General features: G+C 67.8%; 17 protein-coding genes and 1 tRNA gene. 4 read left to right on the forward strand and 14 right to left on the reverse strand.

Annotated elements, in window-relative coordinates; all coding sequences use genetic code 11:
* Positions 1-48: 48 nt before the first annotated feature.
* Positions 49-2,124, forward strand: a complete 2,076-nt coding sequence (locus ABD164_RS15170; protein WP_344297136.1) for a GNAT family N-acetyltransferase — start codon at positions 49-51, stop codon at positions 2,122-2,124.
* Positions 2,121-2,627, forward strand: coding sequence for an ASCH domain-containing protein (locus tag ABD164_RS15175; RefSeq protein ID WP_344297137.1), 507 nt, complete (start codon positions 2,121-2,123; stop codon positions 2,625-2,627). Before ABD164_RS15170 ends, ABD164_RS15175 begins: the two co-directional genes overlap by 4 nt.
* Positions 2,628-2,958: 331 nt before the next feature.
* Here ABD164_RS15175 and ABD164_RS15180 read toward each other — a convergent pair whose 3' ends face one another.
* The 9 genes from ABD164_RS15180 to ABD164_RS15220 all read right to left on the reverse strand — a co-directional run bounded on the left by ABD164_RS15180 (position 2,959) and on the right by ABD164_RS15220 (position 10,718).
* On the reverse strand, positions 2,959-3,966 hold the full coding sequence (locus ABD164_RS15180) for a tyrosine-type recombinase/integrase (protein WP_344297138.1): 1,008 nt from the start codon (positions 3,964-3,966) through the stop codon (positions 2,959-2,961).
* A gap of 192 nt (positions 3,967-4,158) precedes the next feature.
* Entirely contained in the window at positions 4,159-4,383 is a 225-nt protein-coding gene (locus ABD164_RS15185) for a helix-turn-helix transcriptional regulator (protein WP_344297139.1), read from the reverse strand.
* 233 nt (positions 4,384-4,616) lie between these two features.
* Positions 4,617-5,303, reverse strand: a complete 687-nt coding sequence (locus ABD164_RS15190; protein WP_344297140.1) for a hypothetical protein — start codon at positions 5,301-5,303, stop codon at positions 4,617-4,619.
* Positions 5,304-5,347: 44 nt separating this feature from the next.
* Positions 5,348-6,397 (reverse strand): tyrosine-type recombinase/integrase, encoded by a 1,050-nt coding sequence (locus tag ABD164_RS15195; RefSeq protein WP_344297141.1) that lies wholly within the window; start codon positions 6,395-6,397, stop codon positions 5,348-5,350.
* 55 nt (positions 6,398-6,452) lie between these two features.
* Entirely contained in the window at positions 6,453-7,658 is a 1,206-nt protein-coding gene (locus tag ABD164_RS15200; RefSeq protein WP_344297142.1) for a tyrosine-type recombinase/integrase, read from the reverse strand.
* A complete protein-coding gene (locus ABD164_RS15205) occupies positions 7,651-7,845 on the reverse strand; it encodes a helix-turn-helix transcriptional regulator (RefSeq protein WP_344297143.1) in 195 nt (64 codons plus the stop codon). The genes ABD164_RS15200 and ABD164_RS15205 overlap by 8 nt, the downstream gene beginning before the upstream one ends.
* A 196-nt stretch (positions 7,846-8,041) precedes the next feature.
* Positions 8,042-8,113 (reverse strand) — tRNA-Gln (locus tag ABD164_RS15210).
* Between the two features lie 137 nt (positions 8,114-8,250).
* Positions 8,251-9,765, reverse strand: a complete 1,515-nt coding sequence (gene gltX / locus ABD164_RS15215) for a glutamate--tRNA ligase (protein WP_344297144.1) — start codon at positions 9,763-9,765, stop codon at positions 8,251-8,253.
* A gap of 11 nt (positions 9,766-9,776) precedes the next feature.
* Positions 9,777-10,718, reverse strand: a complete 942-nt coding sequence (locus tag ABD164_RS15220; protein ID WP_344297145.1) for a LysR family transcriptional regulator — start codon at positions 10,716-10,718, stop codon at positions 9,777-9,779.
* An 83-nt stretch (positions 10,719-10,801) separates the two neighbouring features.
* Between ABD164_RS15220 and ABD164_RS15225 the strand changes: the two genes are divergently transcribed.
* On the forward strand, positions 10,802-11,845 hold the full coding sequence (locus ABD164_RS15225) for an aminotransferase class V-fold PLP-dependent enzyme (RefSeq protein ID WP_344297146.1): 1,044 nt from the start codon (positions 10,802-10,804) through the stop codon (positions 11,843-11,845).
* Between the two features lie 107 nt (positions 11,846-11,952).
* Here the strand turns inward: ABD164_RS15225 and ABD164_RS15230 are convergent, their stop codons facing one another.
* The 4 genes from ABD164_RS15230 to ABD164_RS15245 all read right to left on the reverse strand — a co-directional run bounded on the left by ABD164_RS15230 (position 11,953) and on the right by ABD164_RS15245 (position 16,744).
* A complete protein-coding gene (locus tag ABD164_RS15230; protein ID WP_344297147.1) occupies positions 11,953-12,723 on the reverse strand; it encodes a fumarylacetoacetate hydrolase family protein in 771 nt (256 codons plus the stop codon).
* Positions 12,724-12,862: 139 nt separating this feature from the next.
* A complete protein-coding gene (locus tag ABD164_RS15235) occupies positions 12,863-13,978 on the reverse strand; it encodes a branched-chain amino acid aminotransferase (RefSeq protein ID WP_344297148.1) in 1,116 nt (371 codons plus the stop codon).
* 23 nt (positions 13,979-14,001) lie between these two features.
* Positions 14,002-15,063, reverse strand: coding sequence for a 3-isopropylmalate dehydrogenase (locus ABD164_RS15240; protein WP_344297149.1), 1,062 nt, complete (start codon positions 15,061-15,063; stop codon positions 14,002-14,004).
* Between the two features lie 115 nt (positions 15,064-15,178).
* Positions 15,179-16,744 (reverse strand): MFS transporter, encoded by a 1,566-nt coding sequence (locus ABD164_RS15245; RefSeq protein WP_344297150.1) that lies wholly within the window; start codon positions 16,742-16,744, stop codon positions 15,179-15,181.
* Between the two features lie 89 nt (positions 16,745-16,833).
* Between ABD164_RS15245 and ABD164_RS15250 the strand changes: the two genes are divergently transcribed.
* Positions 16,834-17,406: a TetR/AcrR family transcriptional regulator gene (locus ABD164_RS15250; protein ID WP_344297151.1), complete on the forward strand. Its 573-nt coding sequence runs from the start codon at positions 16,834-16,836 to the stop codon at positions 17,404-17,406.
* A gap of 126 nt (positions 17,407-17,532) precedes the next feature.
* Here ABD164_RS15250 and serA read toward each other — a convergent pair whose 3' ends face one another.
* Positions 17,533-19,122, reverse strand: a complete 1,590-nt coding sequence (serA, locus tag ABD164_RS15255; RefSeq protein WP_344297152.1) for a phosphoglycerate dehydrogenase — start codon at positions 19,120-19,122, stop codon at positions 17,533-17,535.
* Between the last annotated feature and the right edge of the window lie 108 nt (positions 19,123-19,230).

Consider the following 19,230-nt stretch of genomic DNA (forward strand, 5'->3'; position numbering starts at 1 on the left):
CCGGTGCGCCTCCGCGGAGGAGTCACTCCTTTCGGTGATGATGTCGAGGTGACCTCGATCTCGGCCGGGCCCTCTCTGGTCATCGCGCATTGGGTGCCGGGGCTGCCGGAATCAGGTGCCCAGATGGCGGCGATGATGGCCCTGGCAAAGAAGCACAAGCAGACGCTGGGTTTCCTGCCCGACGCGGCGTTCACCGGCGCCGCGGAGGCCGGGAACCTGGTCCTTGCCCAGCAGGATGCCGTCCTCATCGGGTACTCGCTGTATCGAGTGACGAGGTCGACGATCAAGCTGACGCACGTGTGCGTGGATACCGCGGCGCGCGGGCAGAAGCTCGGGCAGGCACTGATTTCGCATGTGATCGCTGCCCATCCTGGCGCGCGGGCCATCTCCGCGCGATGCCGTCGGGACTACGGTCTGAATTCGTTCTGGACCGCGGCGGGGTTGTCTCCATCTGCCGAGATCGCCGGCCGCAACGCGAAGGGGCTGCCGCTCACCCTCTGGCGGCGCGAGCTTGGGACTCCGGATCTGCTGTCATTCGCTGTCCTCGATTCCAACCTGCCGTTGGCTGTCTTGGACTCGAACGTGGTCATAGACCTGAACGCATCACCGAAGGTGCACCGGCCGAACCGGGTGGAATCACAGGCGCTAATGGCTGACTGGCTCGCCGACGAGGTGACATTCGCCGTGTCGATTCAACTCAACCACGAGCTCGACGACAACGATGATGCCACCGAGCGAGTATTGCAGGTGCAAGGGTCGCAGGATCTTCCCCGGCTACCGACCAGTTGGCCCGAGGACCAGCGCCTCGAACAGAAACTACTGACCCGGTTCGGGACGCAGGCGGAAGCGCGCGACCGGAGCCTGCGAAAGGATGTGCGGCACCTGGCGGACGCGATCCGTGCGAACGCACGTTACTTCGTGACCAACGACGCTGGTGTACTCGCAGCCAACTCGTGGCTTCGCGAGGAGCACAGCCTCACGGTTGTTCGACCGAACGAGCTCATCCGTGACGTCCTCGACGAGTCGGGCGCGTATCAGCCGTATGCAGCAGGCGTGTTCGAGCGGATCAACCTTCGATGGTCACCTGCGAGCGAACTGCGGGAGGCAGACCTCGAACGGGCGTTCATGAACTATGACGACCATGAGCAGGGCCGGGCGTTTCGAGCCACGTTGCGCGCGGCGCGCGCTCACGGCACGGCCCGAGTACTTCTCGATGACCGGAACACCCCACTCGCTCTCAGCGTCACAGACCTCGACAGCAAGGCCGACCTCCGGGTACCGCTTCTCCGTGTAGCGAAAGACCCGAACGCGACCTCGATTGCCCTGCAACTGGCGCGCCAGCTCCGGGTCGACGTGCTCCAAGGCGGCCACCGCAGCGTCATCGTCTCGGATCCGTGGCTGCATCGCCGACTCCTCGGTGCACTCCGCGAGGACGGGTTCGCTCGTCTTCGAGACGGCGAGCTCACTGCGACGCCGTTGGATGTGGCCACCACCATCACCACCGCAGCGGACCTGTCCACCGTTCTCGGCGAGCACGCTCCCGAGTCGGCTGAGCCGAGCCCGGCATTGTCGCGCGACCTCGAGTGGAGGTTCTGGCCGTTGAAGCTGTGGGATGACTCCCCCTGCTACGTCGTGCCAATCAGACCGAACTTCGCGATGGACCTGTTCGGTTATCCATTCAACCTTTTTCCCCAGCGGCGAGCCCTCGGTCTGTCGCGGCGTCACGTGTACTTCCGAAGCGGTCACAGCAACCCGTTCCGTGAGCTTCCGGCCCGGATCCTTTGGTACGCGTCCACGCACAAGGACCACGACGTGCAGGAGTTCTTCGCCCTGTCGCTCGGCGTGGAAAGTCGTTTGCTTCCCGCTGAGGAAGCGCACGAGCGGTTCAGCTCGCTCGGCGTGTACCGTCGGAAGAACGTCAATGCGGCAGCCAAGCAGGGCAACGTCAACGTGCTGGTAGTGGAGGACACCGAGATTCTTACCCGACCGATCACGCTCGACGCTTTCCGCGCTCGGGCGGCACCGCACGGCGTGCGGGCTGAGTTCCAAGCGCCGCGAACGATCCCGCCCGCCTTCTTCCGGGAGCTCATGGAGGAGTTCAACAAGGCAGGTCGCGTGCGATGACCTACGTACTCATGTCGATTCAGCCTCGATTCGCCGAGGCCATCCTCCGCGGCGAGAAGACCCATGAGCTGAGACGCAGGTTCCCTGGATCGCTCACCGGAGCGACCGTCTACGTGTACGCCTCCACGCCGACGCGAGCAGTCATCGGCTCGTTCCGCATCGCCTCGGTGGAACGACGACCACGGTGGTTGGTCGCTCGCACACGACGACTAGCGACAACACTGACCTCCGAGGAGATCCACACCTATCTGGCGGGGCTTCAGCATGGGGTTCTTATCGAGGTGGCCGAACAGCGCAGGTTCACGCACACGGTCCCCCTGGCTGATCTCCGCCAATTCGACGTTGAACCGCCTCAGAGCTATCGGTTCCTTTCCACCGACGTGCGCGACGAGCTCGAGGCGGTTGGTGGCATGGTGCCGCGGTCAACCCTATGTGCAGTTCGCCCGCCACGACGGCGGGAAGGCCCGGCGGGAGAACATCGCGTCATGGCCGCGGCCGTGTGATAAGGGCGACCAGTACGTCGTCGATGACGGGATCAATCCAAGCGCGCCGCGACAAGAGCTTGATCGGATCACGAGAAGGCCAGTCCGAGATGGAAATCTCGGCAGCGCCGACGGGCTGAGGGACCGAACAGCAGAAGCACACTTGCGTGCTCAGGGGAGCACGTGCGCACCTGCTAATCATGAATCGCCCCAGTGCTCATGCTTTGAAGAATGCCGCGACGACGCACGGCCCGACAGGGGTCAGCAAAGCACGAACCACTTGACACCGCCGGTGCCGCACCCGGTGCGGCACCGGATGACCGGCTGTACAATGTTGCGCTTCGTGCTTTGCTCATCCACTCCCGGTGTCGGGCGCGAGCCGCTGCAACACCTCCGCCGACTTCGGCCTCACTGACTTGTCGGGCTCCGCATAGTGCTTCTTCGTCGTCGACGTCGAAGCGTGCCCGAGCACGTCAGCCGCTGCCTGCATATCGAGCTCGTTGGCCAACAGGGTCGCGCCGGTGCGGCGGAACGCGTGCGGCGAGATGTTCATGCCTTCAAGTCCCGCGTCCTTGAGGATCTCGCGAAACGTGCGCCGGGCATTGTGCGGTGCGAGCGGAGTTCCGTGCTTCGTGAAGTAGAGCAGGTGCTCGGCGCCCGCTCCCGCGATTAGGGCGAGCCGGCGCCTGATGACCTCGGCGGCAAACGCGGGTACGGCAACCGTGCGAACTGATTCGTGCGTTTTCGGGTGCTCCTGCCGGAACGCGCCGAGGCCCGTTCGGACGACAATGGTCCCGGTGATGCTCACCCGGGGCGGATCGGCGGTCATGTCGACGTCGCACTTGCGTAGAGCCAGCGTCTCCCCGATCCGGGTGGCCGTTCCGAGCATGACTTCGATAAGGTCTCGCACCTGGCCGTCGGGTTTGGGTCCCTTGACGTCATCCCCCGTACGCCAGTCGCGTGCGGCGATACGAATCGCAGCGATCTGCTCGGGAGTGAGAGCCTTCGGAGTGTGCTTGGGCGCCCTCATCCGCGAAGCGTCCTTGACCGGGTTGCGCTGGATGATCTCCTGCCGCACGGCGAACGCCATGATCATGCCAAGGAGGGTGCGGGAGTGCTTCGCTCGTGCGAACGACTTGTCGCGCTGATCCTTGAGATACCGATCGACGCGGCTGACCGTGACCTCTCGCACGGTGAAGTGCCCGAAGTGGGGCAGGATGAGCGTCCGTAGTTCGCGGGCGTAGGTCTCCTTCGTTCCGTCGGAACGATCGACGTCGCGCCGGACATCCTCGATCCATGCGTCGGCGAGCGCCGTGAACGGGGAATCGGCCGTCAGCGCGTCACCGTCACCGAGTCGCATCCGTGTCGCGAGCTGGGCCTTGAGTGCGGACTGCGCGGCACCCCGACTCGCACCGGTCGCTGAGACCTGTCGCGTCTCGCCGTCCCAGTCGCGGAACCGAGCGTACGCCCGGAACCGTCCGGGAGCGACTTGGTTCGTCTTGATGTCGCCGAACGTGCCAATGGGCAGCCGCGGCCGGCCGGCCATCAGCGCTCACCGCCCGCGACCGGCAGGAATGGGATCGTGCAACTCGTCCATCCAGCTGAGCACCTCGGAGACTCGATAGCGAATCTCGCGCCCGACATGGATGCCGGCAGGGCCCCTGCCTGCCGCGCGCAGGTCGTAGATCGCCTGCACATGCACGCCGAGGTAGTCGGCGAGCTCGCTCGTCGTGAGAATTGGCTCGAGGCCGAGCCCGGAGAATCGCTCAGTGTCCATGCACTGAGGTGTTCCAGGCCGTTCCAGAACACCCGGGACGGGTCGAACACCTGCTCCGTGAAGGCCCACAAAACGCGGGCGCCGACGGAAAAGCGTTGAATAAACGTTGAACTCATCGAGTCCTGTCCTTTATCTAGGACAAGAAACCCCTGGTCAACCGATGATTTCCAGTAGCGAGGGCGGGACTCGAACCCGCGACACCACGTCGACAATTCCGATCACCGCCACAGCGGCTACTCGCTCCGGCGAGGCTTCTCCTCGATCAGTCTCGGGAGGGTCGTCTTCGCCGCCACCCATTCCCTCGCCGCGTCGGATATCCATCCCGCGAGATCGAGCGCCGACCCGAGGTCCCGGGCGAGGTCACGCTGATGAATCGGCTCGTGGTGGGCAGCTCGGTTGCGGACGAAGTTCAGCTGTTGCAGTTGAAAGGCGACTTCCTTCTGCCTCGTCCGCAAGTCACGCGCGCCGTTGGGGAAAGCGGCCTGTGTCGCCGGTATCCACAACGCTGTCAGATACCGGGACTCCACGAGGTAGCGCCAGAATCCGAGCGGCAACTCGGCGATGACCCGCCCGTGAACCTCTGCCCGCTTGCCGCGCCGGGTTGCCCGGGCGCGAGCCTTCCGGATGTCCTCGCGACCGTGCTGGTCGAGGGGCGCCGCATCGAGCCAGGATGCTCCGCCGCGGCGGGCGTGCGCCCATTCTCGGAGCTCATGATCGAGCGCGTTGCGCACGAGAACCTCGACCATGGATGTCAGCTCCATGACGCTGGCAGAGGTATGCATGTTCCACTCGTAGAGGTGAAAGGCATCGACCACGCCACCGCCACTGGCGCGCAGATACGAACCGAGGCGCTCGCCCGTGACGAGCGGAAGGAGTTCGTCGTACTTTCGAGGATCGAATTCACTCGATTCGGTTGACACTCAGGCACCCTGTCGTAGGCTGTTTGATGAAGACCCCGGAACGATCACTGGCTCTGCCAAATCGCCGGGGTTTCGTCTTGGATGCGAGGCTCAGGAACGCGGCCAAGGTCGAGCCGATCCGCGCCCGCCAATTGCAAGATCTCTCTGATGGCCCGGCGCACATTGTGTGGCACGAGCGGTGTGCCGTTCCTAGTCACGAACAACAGCCGCTCGACATCGTCTCCCCCGCCTTCCGTGCGCCGCGCAACCGCCTGTGCCGCGAAACCCGAAAGCTGCTCTCGCTTGGCCCGCGGATCGACCCCAGTGTAAGGCTTACGAACGACACCGACCCCCGTGCGAACGAGGATCCGTCCAGCCACTCTGATGGTGAGTGACTCGACGTTTGCGTCCACATCGCAGACGCGCAATGCGAGCACCTCACCAATAGTCATCGACGTACCCAGCAACACGTCGATCAGGTCGCGCACTTGACCGTCGGGCCGCGGTCCCCGCACGCCCTGCGCGGTTCGCCAATCGCGGGCGGCTGCGCGAATCGCGTCGATTTCCGCAGCCCGCGGTGGGCTCCATGCCGGCAATGGCAGCGCCTCAGGCACCGGGCTCGCGGCCGCCACTCCCCTCCTGACGGCGAAACCCATGACCATGGTGAGGATGGTGTGGGCTGCCCTAGCCTGACCGGAGGACGCGGTCTGCCGCAGTGCGAGGAACCGCTCGATGCGGCGCACCGTCACCTCCCGGACGACCAGTGTCCTGAAGGTCGGCAGAACGAGCGTGCGCAGCATCCGCTCGTAGTCCGCCCTGGTGGCCTCCGATGTGTTCGCGTCCGCCATGAGCTCGTCCAGCCAGGCATCGGCCAGATCACCGAAACGCGACGTGGAGCCGAGCTCTCCCAACGCTTGAGGAGCCCGGAGAAGCGGGGTCATCCGCTCCTTGAGTTCGCTGCGGGCTGAGGCTGCTGTCCGGCCTGTGGCCGTGACCCGATGCAGCTGCCCGTCCCTGCTGCGGAAGCGCGCCGACGCTCGGAACCCTCCGTTATCGAGCTTCCTGATCGCAATGTTGCCGACGGTTCCGAGCGGAAGCGGGGGTCGCCCGGCCATCAGCGCCGCCCTCCAATCGACAGGATGCGATTCCGCGTGTAGCTCACCCACATGTTCACGACCCCAGCACCTCGTCGAGGATCTCCGCGGTAATGGGATCGACCTGCTCGGCCGTGACGACGTAGCTGGTACGCGTGATCTGTTCGTTCGCATGCCCCAAGAGCCTCGACGCGAGCGTGATGCCTGCAGCTCGTTCGATCAGCGTCGCGGCTGTCCGCCGATAGATGTGCGTCGAGTACTCCTCCACATCCACTCCGAGCGCCGTGAGCGCATCGCGCTCGTCTGCCACGAAGGTGCGCAGGAGCCGCTCGTAGTTGCTGACGCTCAGAGAGTGGCCAGTCTTCGTCGGAAACAGGAAGGCATCGGGGTCAGTATTTGCGATCGCGAGTCGGTCACGCACTGCCGCCGCGGCCATCGACGGGAGCGCGATGGTCCGCCGCTGCCGGGAGCGTTTCGGCGAGTTCTTTCGGTGAGTGCCCTCGGTCTTGTTGCTGACAATCGTGCCGTTCACACTCAGCGCCGGTGGCAGAGTCGTGATGTCGACGTCGCAACGCCGAAGGCCGAGGCACTCCCCGACGCGGATCGACGTGCCCAACATGATGTCCATGCCGTCGATCAGGGCGCGGTAGTCGGGCCTCGGACCAAATCCCGCGTCGGCCCGCCACCGCTGCATGAGCTCGCGGATGCCGTTGATCTGCGTGGGAGTGAGCACCGACTCCTTCTTGGGTGAGGTGGGCAGCCGTTGCACGTCGCGCACCGGATTCCGTGGAATCGCGTCGTCGCGCACGGCGTAACCACACACGAGGCTGAGCACAGCCCGAGCACGTCGGGCCTTCGAGATGGTCTCCTCGTCGAGGATCCGTTGGATGATCCGATCGCAGCGTCCGACGGTCAATTGATCGAGTCGGACTCCCCCGCACCGCGGGATGATAATCACTCGCGCGGTCGTCTCGTACGACTCGTAGGTCGAGAACGCAAGGCTGCCCGCCTTCGCACGCGTGCGGATCTGCTCCAGCCAGAGGTCGACGGCTATTGCGATCGTGCTCGAAGGTGAGAGCGCTCCGCCGCCGCCGGTGCCGATCTTCATCGCCTGCCGGTGAAGCTCCGACCGCGCACCCTCCTCAGTCGCGGCAGTCGCGGCGAGGCGATGCAGGGCGCCGCTGTCATCGCGGGCGTTGGCGCGGGCTCGATAGCGGCCACTCGGGAGGGGCTTGACGTCGATCGTGCCCAGCTCGCCGGCTGGGATCTGCGGCCTAGCCATGCCGGTGCTCCCTGGCCCAGACGAGCACGTCGTCGACGTCGTAGCGCACATGCCGGCCGAGCTTCAGGTACGGCGGGCCCGAGCGCGTGAGGCGCCAGTCCTCCAGGGTCCGCTCCGGAACCCTGAGCAGCTCGGCGAGCTCATGCTGCGTGAGGAACGGCACCGCAGTCTGGATTGTCTCGTCCATACACGGCAGGTGCACGGCCGATGTCGTGGTCAGCCCGACTCGCTCGTGACCGGCCCGTATTGCACCGTGCAGCGGAAGGACCAGAGCGCCGCTGAGCGAGTTTCTGGTGTCGTTTCTGGTAGATGCGCCCGGAAAACAGTGAAGGCACAGGATGGGCAATGGGTGATATTGCCGCGGAATCCTGCGCCGGTCAGTGCTGGGGTACCTGGACTCGAACCAAGAACAACGGTACCAGAAACCGCCGTGTTGCCAATTACACCATACCCCAATGGCCTGAAACCGAAGCCCCGGGCCGACATGTAACTCTAGCCTACAGAGCAGCCCCGTCAAAACTGAGCACGGCTCGGCCCAGCTGACGCATTCGGATGCCTCGGGGCCGGACCCCGGGGCATCCGAATCGTTCGCTCAACCGATGAGGGCCGCGAGCCGGTCGATGCGCGCCAGCGAATCGACCTTGCCGAGGATCTGCATCGACTCGAACAGCGGCGGCGACACGCGCCTGCCCGAGACCGCAGTGCGCACCGGGCCGAAGGCCACACGCGGCTTGAGCCCGAGGCCGTCGATGAGGGCGCCGCGCAGGGCCTCTTCGATCTCAGTGTGGGTCCACGACTCGGCGGGCAGCCGGTCGAGCGCATCGCGGGCCGCGGCGAGCACGGCACCGGCGTCTGCCGGGAGCGCACCGACCGCGGCCTCTTCGAACTCGAGCGATGCGGCATCCGTGAACAGAAAACCGAGCATGCCAGGAGCCTCGCCGAGCAGGCCGATGCGCTCCTGCACGAGGGGTGCGGCCTCAGCGAGGATCGCCTCTTCGCCGGGCGTGATCGGCGACGACACCGAGCCGGCCGACTGCAGGTAGGGCACGGTGCGCGCGGCGAAGTCGCCGACCTCGAGCTGACGTAGGTGGTCGCCGTTGATCGCCTCGGCCTTCTTCAGGTCGAAGCGGGCCGGGTTCGGGTTGACGTTCACGACGTCGAAGGCGGCGACGAGCTCGTCGCGGCTGAACACGTCGCGGTCGGCCGAGTAACCCCAGCCGAGCAGGGCGAGGTAGTTGAGCAGGCCCTCGGGGATGAAGCCGCGGTCGCGGTGGTGGAACAGGTTCGACTCGGGGTCGCGCTTCGAGAGCTTCTTGTTGCCCTCGCCCATGACGTAGGGCAGGTGCCCGAAGCGGGGGATGAACGAGGTCACGCCGATGTCGATGAGCGCGTGGTACAGCGCGATCTGGCGCGGCGTCGACGAGAGCAGGTCTTCGCCGCGCAGCACGTGCGTGATGCCCATGAGCGCGTCGTCGACGGGGTTCACGAACGTGTACAGCGGCACGCCGTTGGGGCGCACGGCCACGAAGTCGGTCGTCGATCCGGCCGGGAAGTCGATGCGGCCGCGCACGAGGTCGTCGAACGCGAGCTCGACGTCGGGTACGCGCATGCGAAGCGCAGGCTCGCGCCCTTCGGCGCGGAACGCCGCCCGCTGCTCGTCGGTGAGGTCGCGGTCGAAGTTGTCGTAGCCGTGCTGTTTGGGCCGGCCGGCAGCCTCATTGCGGGCGTCGATCTCTTCGGCGGTCGAGTAGCTCTCGTAGAGGTGGCCGGCCGCCTTCAGCCGCTCGATGATGTCGGCGTAGATCTCGCCGCGCTGCGACTGCCGGTAGGGGCCGTGGGGACCGCCAACGCCGATGCCCTCGTCCCAGTTGAGGCCGAGCCAGGTGAGCGCGTCGAGGATCTGCTCGTAGCTCTCTTCGCTGTCGCGCGCGGCATCGGTGTCTTCGATGCGGAACACGAATGTGCCACCGGTGTGACGTGCGTAGGCCCAGTTGAAGAGGGCGGTGCGCACCAGGCCGACGTGCGGCGTGCCGGTGGGTGAGGGGCAGAAACGCACACGGATGTCGCTACCGGTGGCCTGGGTGAAGGGGTGGGCTGTCTCAGACATACCCCTCAATGCTATCGACCGGCGAGGCTCTCGAGCGCGGCGATCGCGACGCCCACGGCCGGCACCCGTTCGGCGCCCTTCGCGGTGACGAGATGCAGCGACCGCACGTCGGCACGCGCCGTGGGCCTCACGACGACTTCGGGATGGCGCGGCGAGGCTGCGAGGGCGAGGGCCGGCAGCAGCGCGACCCCGAGTCCCTGAGCGACCATGCCCTCGACGGCGACGAAGTTGTCGGTCTCGAACGCGATGCGCGGAGCGAAACCCGCAGCGCCGGCCAGCTCGAGCAGGTGGCCGCGGCAGCGCGGACAGCCGGCGATCCAGGGTTCGCCACGCAGTCGCTCGAGGTCGACGACCTCGTCGCCGGCGGCCGGGTGGCCCGCCGATAGCACCAGCCGCATCGGCTCATCGCCGAAGGGGCGCACCTCGAGGCCGCGGGCGCTCGCGCGATGGGGATCGTCGCGGTCGCCCGGGTAGCTGAACGTGATCGCGAGGTCGGCACGGTCGGACCGCACGGCCGCGACCGCCTCGGGCGGCTCGGCCTCGACATAGGTGAGATCGAGGCCGGGATGCGAGGCCGCGAGCGTCGCGATCAGGCGCGGCACGAGCGTCGCCGACGCCGACGGGAACGCGACGAGCCGCACCCGCCCGGTGCGCAGGCCCCGGATCTCGTCGAGTTCGCCGGCCGCCGCTTCGAGTGCGGTCGCGACGGCGTTCGCGTGTCGCGCGAGCACGCGTCCTGATTCAGTGAGACGGATGCCCCGGCCCACGCGTTCGACGAGCGCGATGCCCGTGCGCTCCTCGAAGCGCCGCAGCTGCTGGCTCACTGCCGGCTGGCTGTAGCCGAGCGCCTCGGCGGCACCGGTGAGCGAGCCGTGCTCGGCGATCTGCCGCACGACGCGCACCGTCTGCAGGTCGAGCGTCGCGGCGAGCGCTTCGGACGAGGCATCCGTCATGGCCTGAATCATAACTCAGCAGCATGCGTGTGATCGAACACTGGTGGTTGTCGAATGAATCCCGCACGCGAAGACTGGACGCCATGCACCCTTCACGTGATCGTTTCGCCGCCGGTCGCGGCTATCTCGCGGCATGCACCCTCGGTCTGCCCGCCGACGTCACTCGCGACGCCGTGCGCCGCGACCTCGAGCGATGGTCGGTCGGCGACGCGACAGCCGCCGACTACTCGGCGGCACTCGAACGCGCCCGTGGTCATGCAGCTGCGCTGCTCGGCACGGGTGCCGATCGCATCGCGACCGGTTCGCAGGTGTCGGTCTTCGCCGGCCTCGCGGCTGCGTCAGCCCCGGCCGGCGCCGAGGTGCTCTGCGTCGACGGCGACTTCTCGTCGGTCGTCGCGCCGTTCCTCGCCCGCCGCGACCTGCGCGTGCGGCACGTGCCGCTCGACGCCCTCGCCGATGCGATTACCCCGTCGACCTGGCTCGTCTCGTTTTCGCTCGTGCAATCCGCCACGGGCGAGCTCGCCGACGCGTCATCCGTCACCGCGGCCGCCCGCGAGGCCGGCGCGCTCATCATGCTCGACACCACGCAGGCGACCGGGTGGATGCCGACGACCGACCTCGACGCCGACCTCACGGTCTGCCACGCCTACAAGTGGCTCGGCGCACCACGTGGCGCAGCGTTCGCCGCCGTCAGCGACCGTGCCGTCGCGGAGTTCGTACCGCACACCGCAGGATGGTACTCGGGCGACGACCCGTGGGCGTCGTGCTACGGCCCAGAGCTGCACCTCGCCGAAGGCGCGCGCCGCTTCGAGGTCTCCCCCGCATGGCACGCCTGGGCCGGAGCCGAGGCAGCGCTCGGGTTCGCGGCATCGCTCGACATGGCAGTGGTGCAGCGGCACGATGTCGGGCTCGCGAACGCGTTCCGCGCGCGGCTCGGGCTCGAGGCATCCGACAGTGCGATCGTGACCTGGCCCGACGCCGACGGCAGCGACCTCGCCGCGCTCACCGCCTCGGGCGTCGTCGCATCGGGACGCGCGGGCCGCGCGCGCGTCGCGTTCCACCTGTGGAACGACGGTCACGACGTCGAACTCGCGGTCGGCGCTCTCGGGCGTGCGCTCGTCTCGTAGGCCCCCGCTCTCGGCGAGCCCCTCCGCGCCGATTCGGCCGCTTCTGCGCCCGTTCAACTGGCGCAGCGCACGTCGAAGTGGCGCAGGGCGAGCCCGCCCGGTGCGGCTCAGGCGGAGCGCACGGGGTTCGACAGCGTGCCGAGCCCCGAGACCGTGACCTCGACCGTGTCGCCATCGACGATGGGGCCGACGCCGGCCGGGGTTCCCGTGAGGATCACGTCGCCCGGAAGCAGGGTGAACACGCTCGAGGCGTAGGCGACGATCGCCGGCACCGAGTGCACCAGGTCGGCGAGCCTGCCGTCTTGCTTGCGCACGCCGTTGACGCTCGTCTCGATCGTGCCGTCGACGAAGTCGACCTCGGTGTCGATCACCGGGCCGAGCGGGCAGAACGAGTCGAAGCCCTTCGCCCGGGTCCACTGCCCGTCGCTGCGCTGCAGGTCGCGGGCGGTGATGTCGTTGGCGATCGTGTAGCCGAAGATCACCTGGTCGGCGTCGGCCTCGCTCACGTTCTTCGCGATGCGCCCGATGACGACGGCGAGCTCGCCCTCATGCTCGACCCGCTCGCTCTGCTTCGGCAGCACGATGGCGTCGTCGGGACCGATCACCGAGGTGTTCGGCTTCAGGAACAGCAGCGGCTCGTCGGGCGCCTCGCCGCCCATCTCGGCGGCGTGCTCGTGATAGTTCTTGCCCACCGCGACGACCTTCGACCGTGGGATCACAGGCGCGAGCAGCTTCACGTCGCCGAGCGCCACCCGCTCGCCCGTGGGTTCGAAGCCCGCGAACATCGGGTCGGCCTTCAGTACGACGAGCTCGTCTTCTTCTTCGTCGACGATGCCGAACGAGATGGTCTCACCGTGGCTGAACCGCGCGATCTTCATGGGCTCAAGCCTAGGGGTGGGCGCGCACGCACGTCGCTTCGCGATGTCGCGCGAACTGCTCGTCGGGCGTGGAATGCAAGCAGTTTGCGCGACATGGCGGCGCAATGCGTCGGCGATCAGCCGATCACCGCGGCCTGCATCACGCGTCGAGGCGCGTCAGCCACCCGTGGCGGTCTTCGACGCGACCGTACTGGATGCCCGTGAGCTCCTCGCGCAGCGAGAGCGCGAGCTCGGACGCAGCCTCGCCGGCGTGCACGATCTCGAAGTCTTCGGCGAGCAGGCGCCCGATCGGCGTGATCACGGCGGCCGTTCCGCACGCGAACGCGCCGACGATGTCGCCGGATGCCGCGCTCTCGCGCCACTCGTCGAGCGTGACCTTGCGGCTCTCGACCGCGTGTCCACGGTCTTTCGCGAGCTGCAGCACCGAGTCGCGGGTGATGCCCTCGAGGATCGAGTCCGACTCGGGGGTCACGAGCGTGCCGTCTTTGTACACCAGCACGAGGTTCATGCCGCCGAGCTCTTCGAGATACGTGCCCTCGTCGAGGAACAGCACCTGCTGGCAGCCGTGCTCGGCCGCCTCGGCCTGCGGCAACAGCGAAGACGCGTAGTTGCCGCCGGTCTTCGCCGCGCCCGTGCCGCCCTTGCCGGCCCGCGCGTACTTGGTCGACAACCAGATCGACACCGGCTGCACGCCGCCGTGGAAGTACGCGCCGGCCGGGCTCGCGATCACGTAGTAGGCGACCTTCTTCGCGGGCCGCACGCCGAGGAACGCCTCTTTCGCGAACATGAACGGGCGCAGGTACAGGCTCGTCTCGGGCGCGCTGGGGACCCAGTCGGCGTCGACCGCGATGAGCTGCTGCAGCGACTCGATGAAGATCTCGCTCGGCAGCTCGGGCAGCGCGAGCCGCGCCGCCGAGCGCTGCATGCGGGCCGCGTTCTCGTATGGCCGGAACGTCCAGATCGATCCGTCGGCGTGACGGTAGGCCTTCATGCCCTCGAAGATCTCTTGGGCATAGTGCAGCACCGCGGCCGACGGCTCGAGCGCGATCGGGCCATACGGCGACACGCGCGGACGGTGCCATCCGCCCTTCTCGCTCCAGCAGACGTCGACCATGTGGTCGGTGAAGTGGTTGCCGAAGCCCGGGTCGGCGAGGATCGCGTCGCGCTCGGCAGGCGTCTTCGCCTGCTCGTTGCGGGTGACCTGCCAGATGAGGCCTGCGGCCGACGGAGCCTGGAGCGGGAGGTTGATCGTCATGATGGTCTTCTTTCGTGCGCTGGTCAGTCGAGTGCGCCGATTCGGGCGACGATCGCGTCGCCCACCTCGGAGGTCGATCGTTTCGCGTCGCCACGTTCGGCGACATCGGCGGCGACCGCGTCGCGGACCTTCGCCGCGTCGCCTGCCCGGCCGAGGTGGTCGAGCAGGAGTGCGATCGAGAGGATCGCAGCGGTGGGGTCGGCGATGCCCTTGCCGGCGATGTCGGGAGCCGAGCCGTGTACCGGCTCGAACATGCTGGGGAATCGGCCGTCGGGGTTGATGTTGCCCGAGGCTGCGAGGCCGATGCCGCCGCTGATCGCGCCGGCCAGATCGGTGAGGATGTCGCCGAAGAGGTTGTCTGTGACGATGACATCGAATCTAGCAGGATCGGTCACGAGGAAGATCGTCGCGGCGTCGACGTGCAGGTAATCGACCGTCACATCGGGATATTCGGCACCCACGGCGTCGACGGTGCGCTTCCAGAGCGAGCCGGCGAAAACGAGCACGTTGGTCTTGTGCACGAGGGTGAGCCGCTTGCGCGGCCGAGCGGATGCCGCAGCGAAGGCATATCGCACGACACGCTCGACCCCGTAGCCGGTGTTGACCGAGACCTCGTTGGCGACCTCATGCGGTGTGCCCGCGCGGATCGTGCCCCCGTTGCCGACATAGGGCCCCTCTGTTCCCTCGCGGACGACGACGAAGTCGACGTGGCCAGGGTTCGCGAGCGGGCTCGCGACACCCGGGTACAGCACCGACGGCCGTAAGTTGACGTAGTGGTCGAGCTCGAAGCGAAGCTTGAGCAGCAGCCCGCGCTCGATGTTGGCGCCCGCGAGGCGGGGGTCGCCGGGCACGCCGCCGACGGCGCCGAGCAGGATCGCGTCGTGGCCCTTGATGGCGACGAGGTCGTCGTCGGTGAGCACGTCACCGGTGTCGAGGTACCGCTGGGCGCCGAGTGAGAAGCGAGTCTGCTCGAATTCCAGATCGGTGCCGTCTGAGACCGCGGCGAGCACCCGGAGTGCCTCGTCGACGACCTCTGGACCGATGCCGTCGCCGGGAATCACCGCGAGCCGAACAGCTTCACCCATGAATGCTCCTTCGAAAGTCAACCCCTCCAGCGTACTGTCCACGAGCTCCGGCACATCGACACACTCGGCCCTCAGGACAACGAATCCGCTACTTCGAACTGCGCCACGTGCGCGGTCAGTCGGCGCGCGCGGAGGCGGGGTTGCGCAGCGTGACCGCGCCGATGATCGCGGCTGCGAGCATGAGCGCGACCCCGATGAGCGAGGTCACGACGACGCCTTCGTCGAAGGCGAGCGCTGCGGATGTCGCGAGCTGGTCAGCGATCGAAGCGGGAAGCTGCTCGGCGACGGTGACCGCCCCGGCGAGGGTCTCGCGCGCCGTGTCGGCCTGGGCTGCGGTCAATGCGGCCGGCAGTTCGATCGCCGCCCGATAGTGCGCTGCGAGGATCGACCCGAGGGCGGCGGTGCCGAGCACCGCGCCGAGCTCGTACGCCGTCTCGGAGACTGCTGACGCGGCGCCCGCCTTCGCCGGTGGGGCGCTCGAGAGGATGAGCTCGTTCGAGACGGTCTCTGCCGCGCCGATGCCGACCCCGAGCAGCACGAACGCGACGACGACTGGGGCGATCGAATCGGCCGTCGCATTGACGGCGATGACGACATACCCCGCGGCCGACAATGCCAGAGCGACGGGAACGAGCACGCGGGGTCGCACCCGCCGGGCGATCGGCACGACGACGAGCCCCGCGATGATCATCGCCACGAGCCCGGGCAGCAGCGCGATGCCCGCGGCGACGGGCGTGAGTCCGGCGATCAGCTGCAGGTGCTGCGACACGAAGAAGAGGAATCCGACGAGCGCGATGACGCTGAACAGGTTGATGAGCACCGCACCGCCGAACGAGCCCTGGCGGAACAGCCGCACGTCGAGCATCGGCGAGCTGCTGCGCAGCTGACGGCGCACGAACCATGCGCCAGCCGCCACGCCGAGCGCGATCATGACGACGCCGCCACCGCCGAAGCCCTCGGTCGCGAGCGACTTGATGCCGTAGACGACCGGGCCCATCGCCGCGAGCGAGAGCAGCGTGCTCACGAGGTCGATGCGCCCTGGTGCCGGATCGCGGCTCTCGGGGATGAGCAGCGGCACGAGGATGAGCATCGGCACCAGCACGGGCACGGCGAGCAGGAACACCGAACCCCAGTGGAAGTGCTCGAGGAGGACGCCACCGACGATCGGGCCGAGCGCCGATCCCGCGGCGAAACCCGATGCCCAGATGGCGATCGCGAGTCGACGCTGCTCACGGTCGGTGAAGACGGTGCGCAGCAGCGAGAGGGTCGACGGCATCAGCATCGCGCCGAAGAAGCCGAGCGCCGCCCGGGCCGCGATGAGCGCCTCGGCGGTCGGCGCGAACGCCGCGGCGACCGAGACCACGGTGAAGCCGATCGATCCGATCAGCAGCATGCGACGGCGGCCGTAGCGGTCCCCCGCGCTGCCCATCGCGACGAGCAATCCGGCGAGCACGAGCGGGTAGGCATCGATGATCCAGAGCTGCTGCGCGGCCGTCGGCGCCAGGTCGCGCGAGATCGCGGGCAGCGCGAAGCTCAGCACCGTGTTGTCGACCGAGACGAGCAGGGTCGGCAGCATGAGCACCGCGAGGGCGAGCCAGGCTCGGCGGGGTGCTCGGGTTCGCGCTGCGGCGTGCGGTGCCGGCTCGGTGGCGGGGCGAGTCGTCTGGGTGAGGTCTGTCATGTTCTGCTCGTTCATCGTGGATCGATTACTGTACCGTCCGGTTGGTATAGTAACAGGATGAGTACCGCGACGTCGACCACAATGGGGTCATGAGCCGCCCCCCAGCCGCCCGCGAGGCGGTGCTCGACGCATTCGAGCGCATCATCATCGCCGAGGGCGAGCGGGCCGCTACCCTCGACGCCACGGCCAAAGCCGCCGGTGTCTCGAAGGGCGGCCTGCTCTACCATTTCGGTTCACGGCACGCGCTCATCGCCGGGCTCATCGAGCGGCTGCATCGGCTGGTCGACGCAGACGTCGACCTCATCCACTCGGCTCAAGACGGGCCCATCTCGTACTTCGTGCGGTCATCGGTCGACCTGGAGTCGGCGCTCGATCACAGCTTCGTCGCGACGGTTCGGCTCGCCCAGGGCGGCGACCGCCAGGCGGCCGAGGCGATCGGTGCCGTGCGGTCGCGTTGGCTCGTCGAGATCGGACGCCATGTCGACGACCCGTCGCTGGCCCTGGCGATCACGCTCATCGGCGACGGGCTCTACTACCACTCGGCACTACGCGCCGAGGTCGACCTCGGGGCCGACGAGGCGAGCGACGACATCGGCCGTCCCGAGATGGATGCCCTCGTCGCGCTGCTCGAGCGCATCGCCGGCGAATCGCCGGTCGAGTAACGCGAAGCGCCCCGCCGGTCGAGTAGCGCGAAGCGCCCCGCCGGTCGAGTAGCGCGAAGCGCGTATCGAGACCTCCTCGGCACGGGTCTCGATACGGCGCTGGCGCGCCTACTCGACCGGCGGAGGTTATTCGGTGATGTCGACCTCGACGAACAGGTCGGCGTCGATCGCCTCGCGCACGCGGTCGAGTACGTCGGTCGGCACGGGCGAGTCGACCGTGAGCACGCTCAGCGCCGAGCCGCCGGCCGCGCGGCGCGCGATCTGCATGCCGGCGATGTTGATGCCGGCGTCGCCGAACTCCTGGCCGTAGACGGCGACGATGCCAGGGCGGTCGGTGTACTCCATGATGATGTGCGTCGTCGCGATCGGCACCTCGATCTCGAAGCCGTTGACCCCGACGAGCTTCTCGATCTGCTTCGGCCCGGTGAGCGTGCCGGCGACCGAGACCTGCGTGCCCTCGGCGAGCGCGCCGGTCAGGGTGATGACGTTGCGGTACTCGGGTGAATCGGGCGAGGTGATCAGGCGCACCTCGATTCCGCGCTGTTCGGCGAGCAGGGGTGCGTTCACGTACGACACCGTCTCGCTCACGATGTTCGTGAACAGGCCCTTGAGGGCGGCCAGCTTGAGCACGCTCACGTCGTAGTCGACCAGCTCGCCGCGCACCTCGATGTCGATGCTCGTGAGGCGGCCGTGCGCGAGCCCCGCGAACAGCTGCCCGAGCTTCTCGACGAGCGGTATGCCCGGTCGCACGTAGGGGTCGATGACGCCGCCCGCGACGTTGACGGCATCGGGGACGAGCTCGCCCGCCAGGGCGAGGCGCACCGACTTCGCGACCGATACACCGGCCTTCTCTTGCGCCTCGTCGGTCGAGGCACCGAGGTGCGGAGTGACGATGACGTTCGGCAGCCCGAGCAGCGGCGACTCGCGCGGCGGCTCCGAGACGAAGACGTCGAGGCCGGCGCCGCCGATGGTCTTCGCGACGAGCGCGTCGTGCAGGGCGTCTTCATCGATGAGGCCGCCGCGAGCGACGTTGACGATGAACGCCGTGGGCTTCATCTTCGCGAGCTGCTCGGTCGAGATCATGCCCGTGGTCTCGGGGGTCTTCGGCATGTGGATCGTGATGAAGTCACTGCGCTCGAGCAGCTCGTCGAGGCTCACGGTCTGCACGCCGAGCTGCTGCGCCCGCGCCGCCGTGATGTAGGGGTCGTAGGCGATGATCTCGGTGCCGAACGCCTGCAGGCGCGCGGCGATGAGCGCGCCGATGCGGCCGAGGCCGATGATGCCGATGGTCTTCTCGTAGAGCTCGGTGCCCGTGTAGTGCGACCGCTTCCACTCGCCCTGCGCAAGCGCCGCATGCGCCGCGGGGATGTGGCGGGCGAGGCTCAGGATGTGCCCGACGGTGAGCTCGGCCGCCGAGATGATGTTCGAGGTCGGCGCGTTCACGACCATGACGCCCGCGGTCGTCGCGGCCTTGATGTCGACGTTGTCGAGCCCGACGCCCGCACGCGCGATGACCTGCAGCTTCGGTGCCGCCGCGATCGCCTCGGCGTCGACCTTCGTCGCCGAGCGCACGAGAATGGCGTTCGCGTCGGACAGCGCGGCGAGCAGCGCCGGGCGGTCGGTGCCGTCGACGTTGCGGATCTCGAAGTCGGGCCCCAGGGCGTCGACGGTGGCGGGCGAGAGTTCTTCGGCGATCAGCACGACCGGCTTTGACACGAACGGTTCCTTCGGGACGGTGCGCGACTCACGCGCCAACGAGAGCGCCCCCGCCTTTGGCGGCGCCGATACCGGCACCACTTTACGGGAGACGCCGCCCGGAGCCGA

The sequence above is a fragment of the Agromyces neolithicus genome, from assembly GCF_039529735.1.
GTDB classification, from domain to species: Bacteria; Actinomycetota; Actinomycetes; order Actinomycetales; family Microbacteriaceae; genus Agromyces; species Agromyces neolithicus.

Excerpts from the sequence above, each read along its gene's own strand:
- ABD164_RS15175 (WP_344297137.1), top strand. The coding sequence starts at position 2,121 with ATGACCTACGTACTCATGTCGATTCAGCCTCGATTCGCCGAGGCCATC.
- ABD164_RS15180 (WP_344297138.1), bottom strand. The coding sequence starts at position 3,966 with ATGCGACTCGGTGACGGTGACGCGCTGACGGCCGATTCCCCGTTCACG.
- ABD164_RS15185 (WP_344297139.1), bottom strand. The coding sequence starts at position 4,383 with ATGGACACTGAGCGATTCTCCGGGCTCGGCCTCGAGCCAATTCTCACG.
- ABD164_RS15195 (WP_344297141.1), bottom strand. The coding sequence starts at position 6,397 with ATGGCCGGGCGACCCCCGCTTCCGCTCGGAACCGTCGGCAACATTGCG.
- ABD164_RS15200 (WP_344297142.1), bottom strand. The coding sequence starts at position 7,658 with ATGGCTAGGCCGCAGATCCCAGCCGGCGAGCTGGGCACGATCGACGTC.
- ABD164_RS15205 (WP_344297143.1), bottom strand. The coding sequence starts at position 7,845 with ATGGACGAGACAATCCAGACTGCGGTGCCGTTCCTCACGCAGCATGAG.
- gltX (WP_344297144.1), bottom strand. The coding sequence starts at position 9,765 with ATGTCTGAGACAGCCCACCCCTTCACCCAGGCCACCGGTAGCGACATC.
- ABD164_RS15220 (WP_344297145.1), bottom strand. The coding sequence starts at position 10,718 with ATGACGGATGCCTCGTCCGAAGCGCTCGCCGCGACGCTCGACCTGCAG.
- ABD164_RS15225 (WP_344297146.1), top strand. The coding sequence starts at position 10,802 with ATGCACCCTTCACGTGATCGTTTCGCCGCCGGTCGCGGCTATCTCGCG.
- ABD164_RS15230 (WP_344297147.1), bottom strand. The coding sequence starts at position 12,723 with ATGAAGATCGCGCGGTTCAGCCACGGTGAGACCATCTCGTTCGGCATC.
- ABD164_RS15235 (WP_344297148.1), bottom strand. The coding sequence starts at position 13,978 with ATGACGATCAACCTCCCGCTCCAGGCTCCGTCGGCCGCAGGCCTCATC.
- ABD164_RS15240 (WP_344297149.1), bottom strand. The coding sequence starts at position 15,063 with ATGGGTGAAGCTGTTCGGCTCGCGGTGATTCCCGGCGACGGCATCGGT.
- ABD164_RS15245 (WP_344297150.1), bottom strand. The coding sequence starts at position 16,744 with ATGACAGACCTCACCCAGACGACTCGCCCCGCCACCGAGCCGGCACCG.
- ABD164_RS15250 (WP_344297151.1), top strand. The coding sequence starts at position 16,834 with ATGAGCCGCCCCCCAGCCGCCCGCGAGGCGGTGCTCGACGCATTCGAG.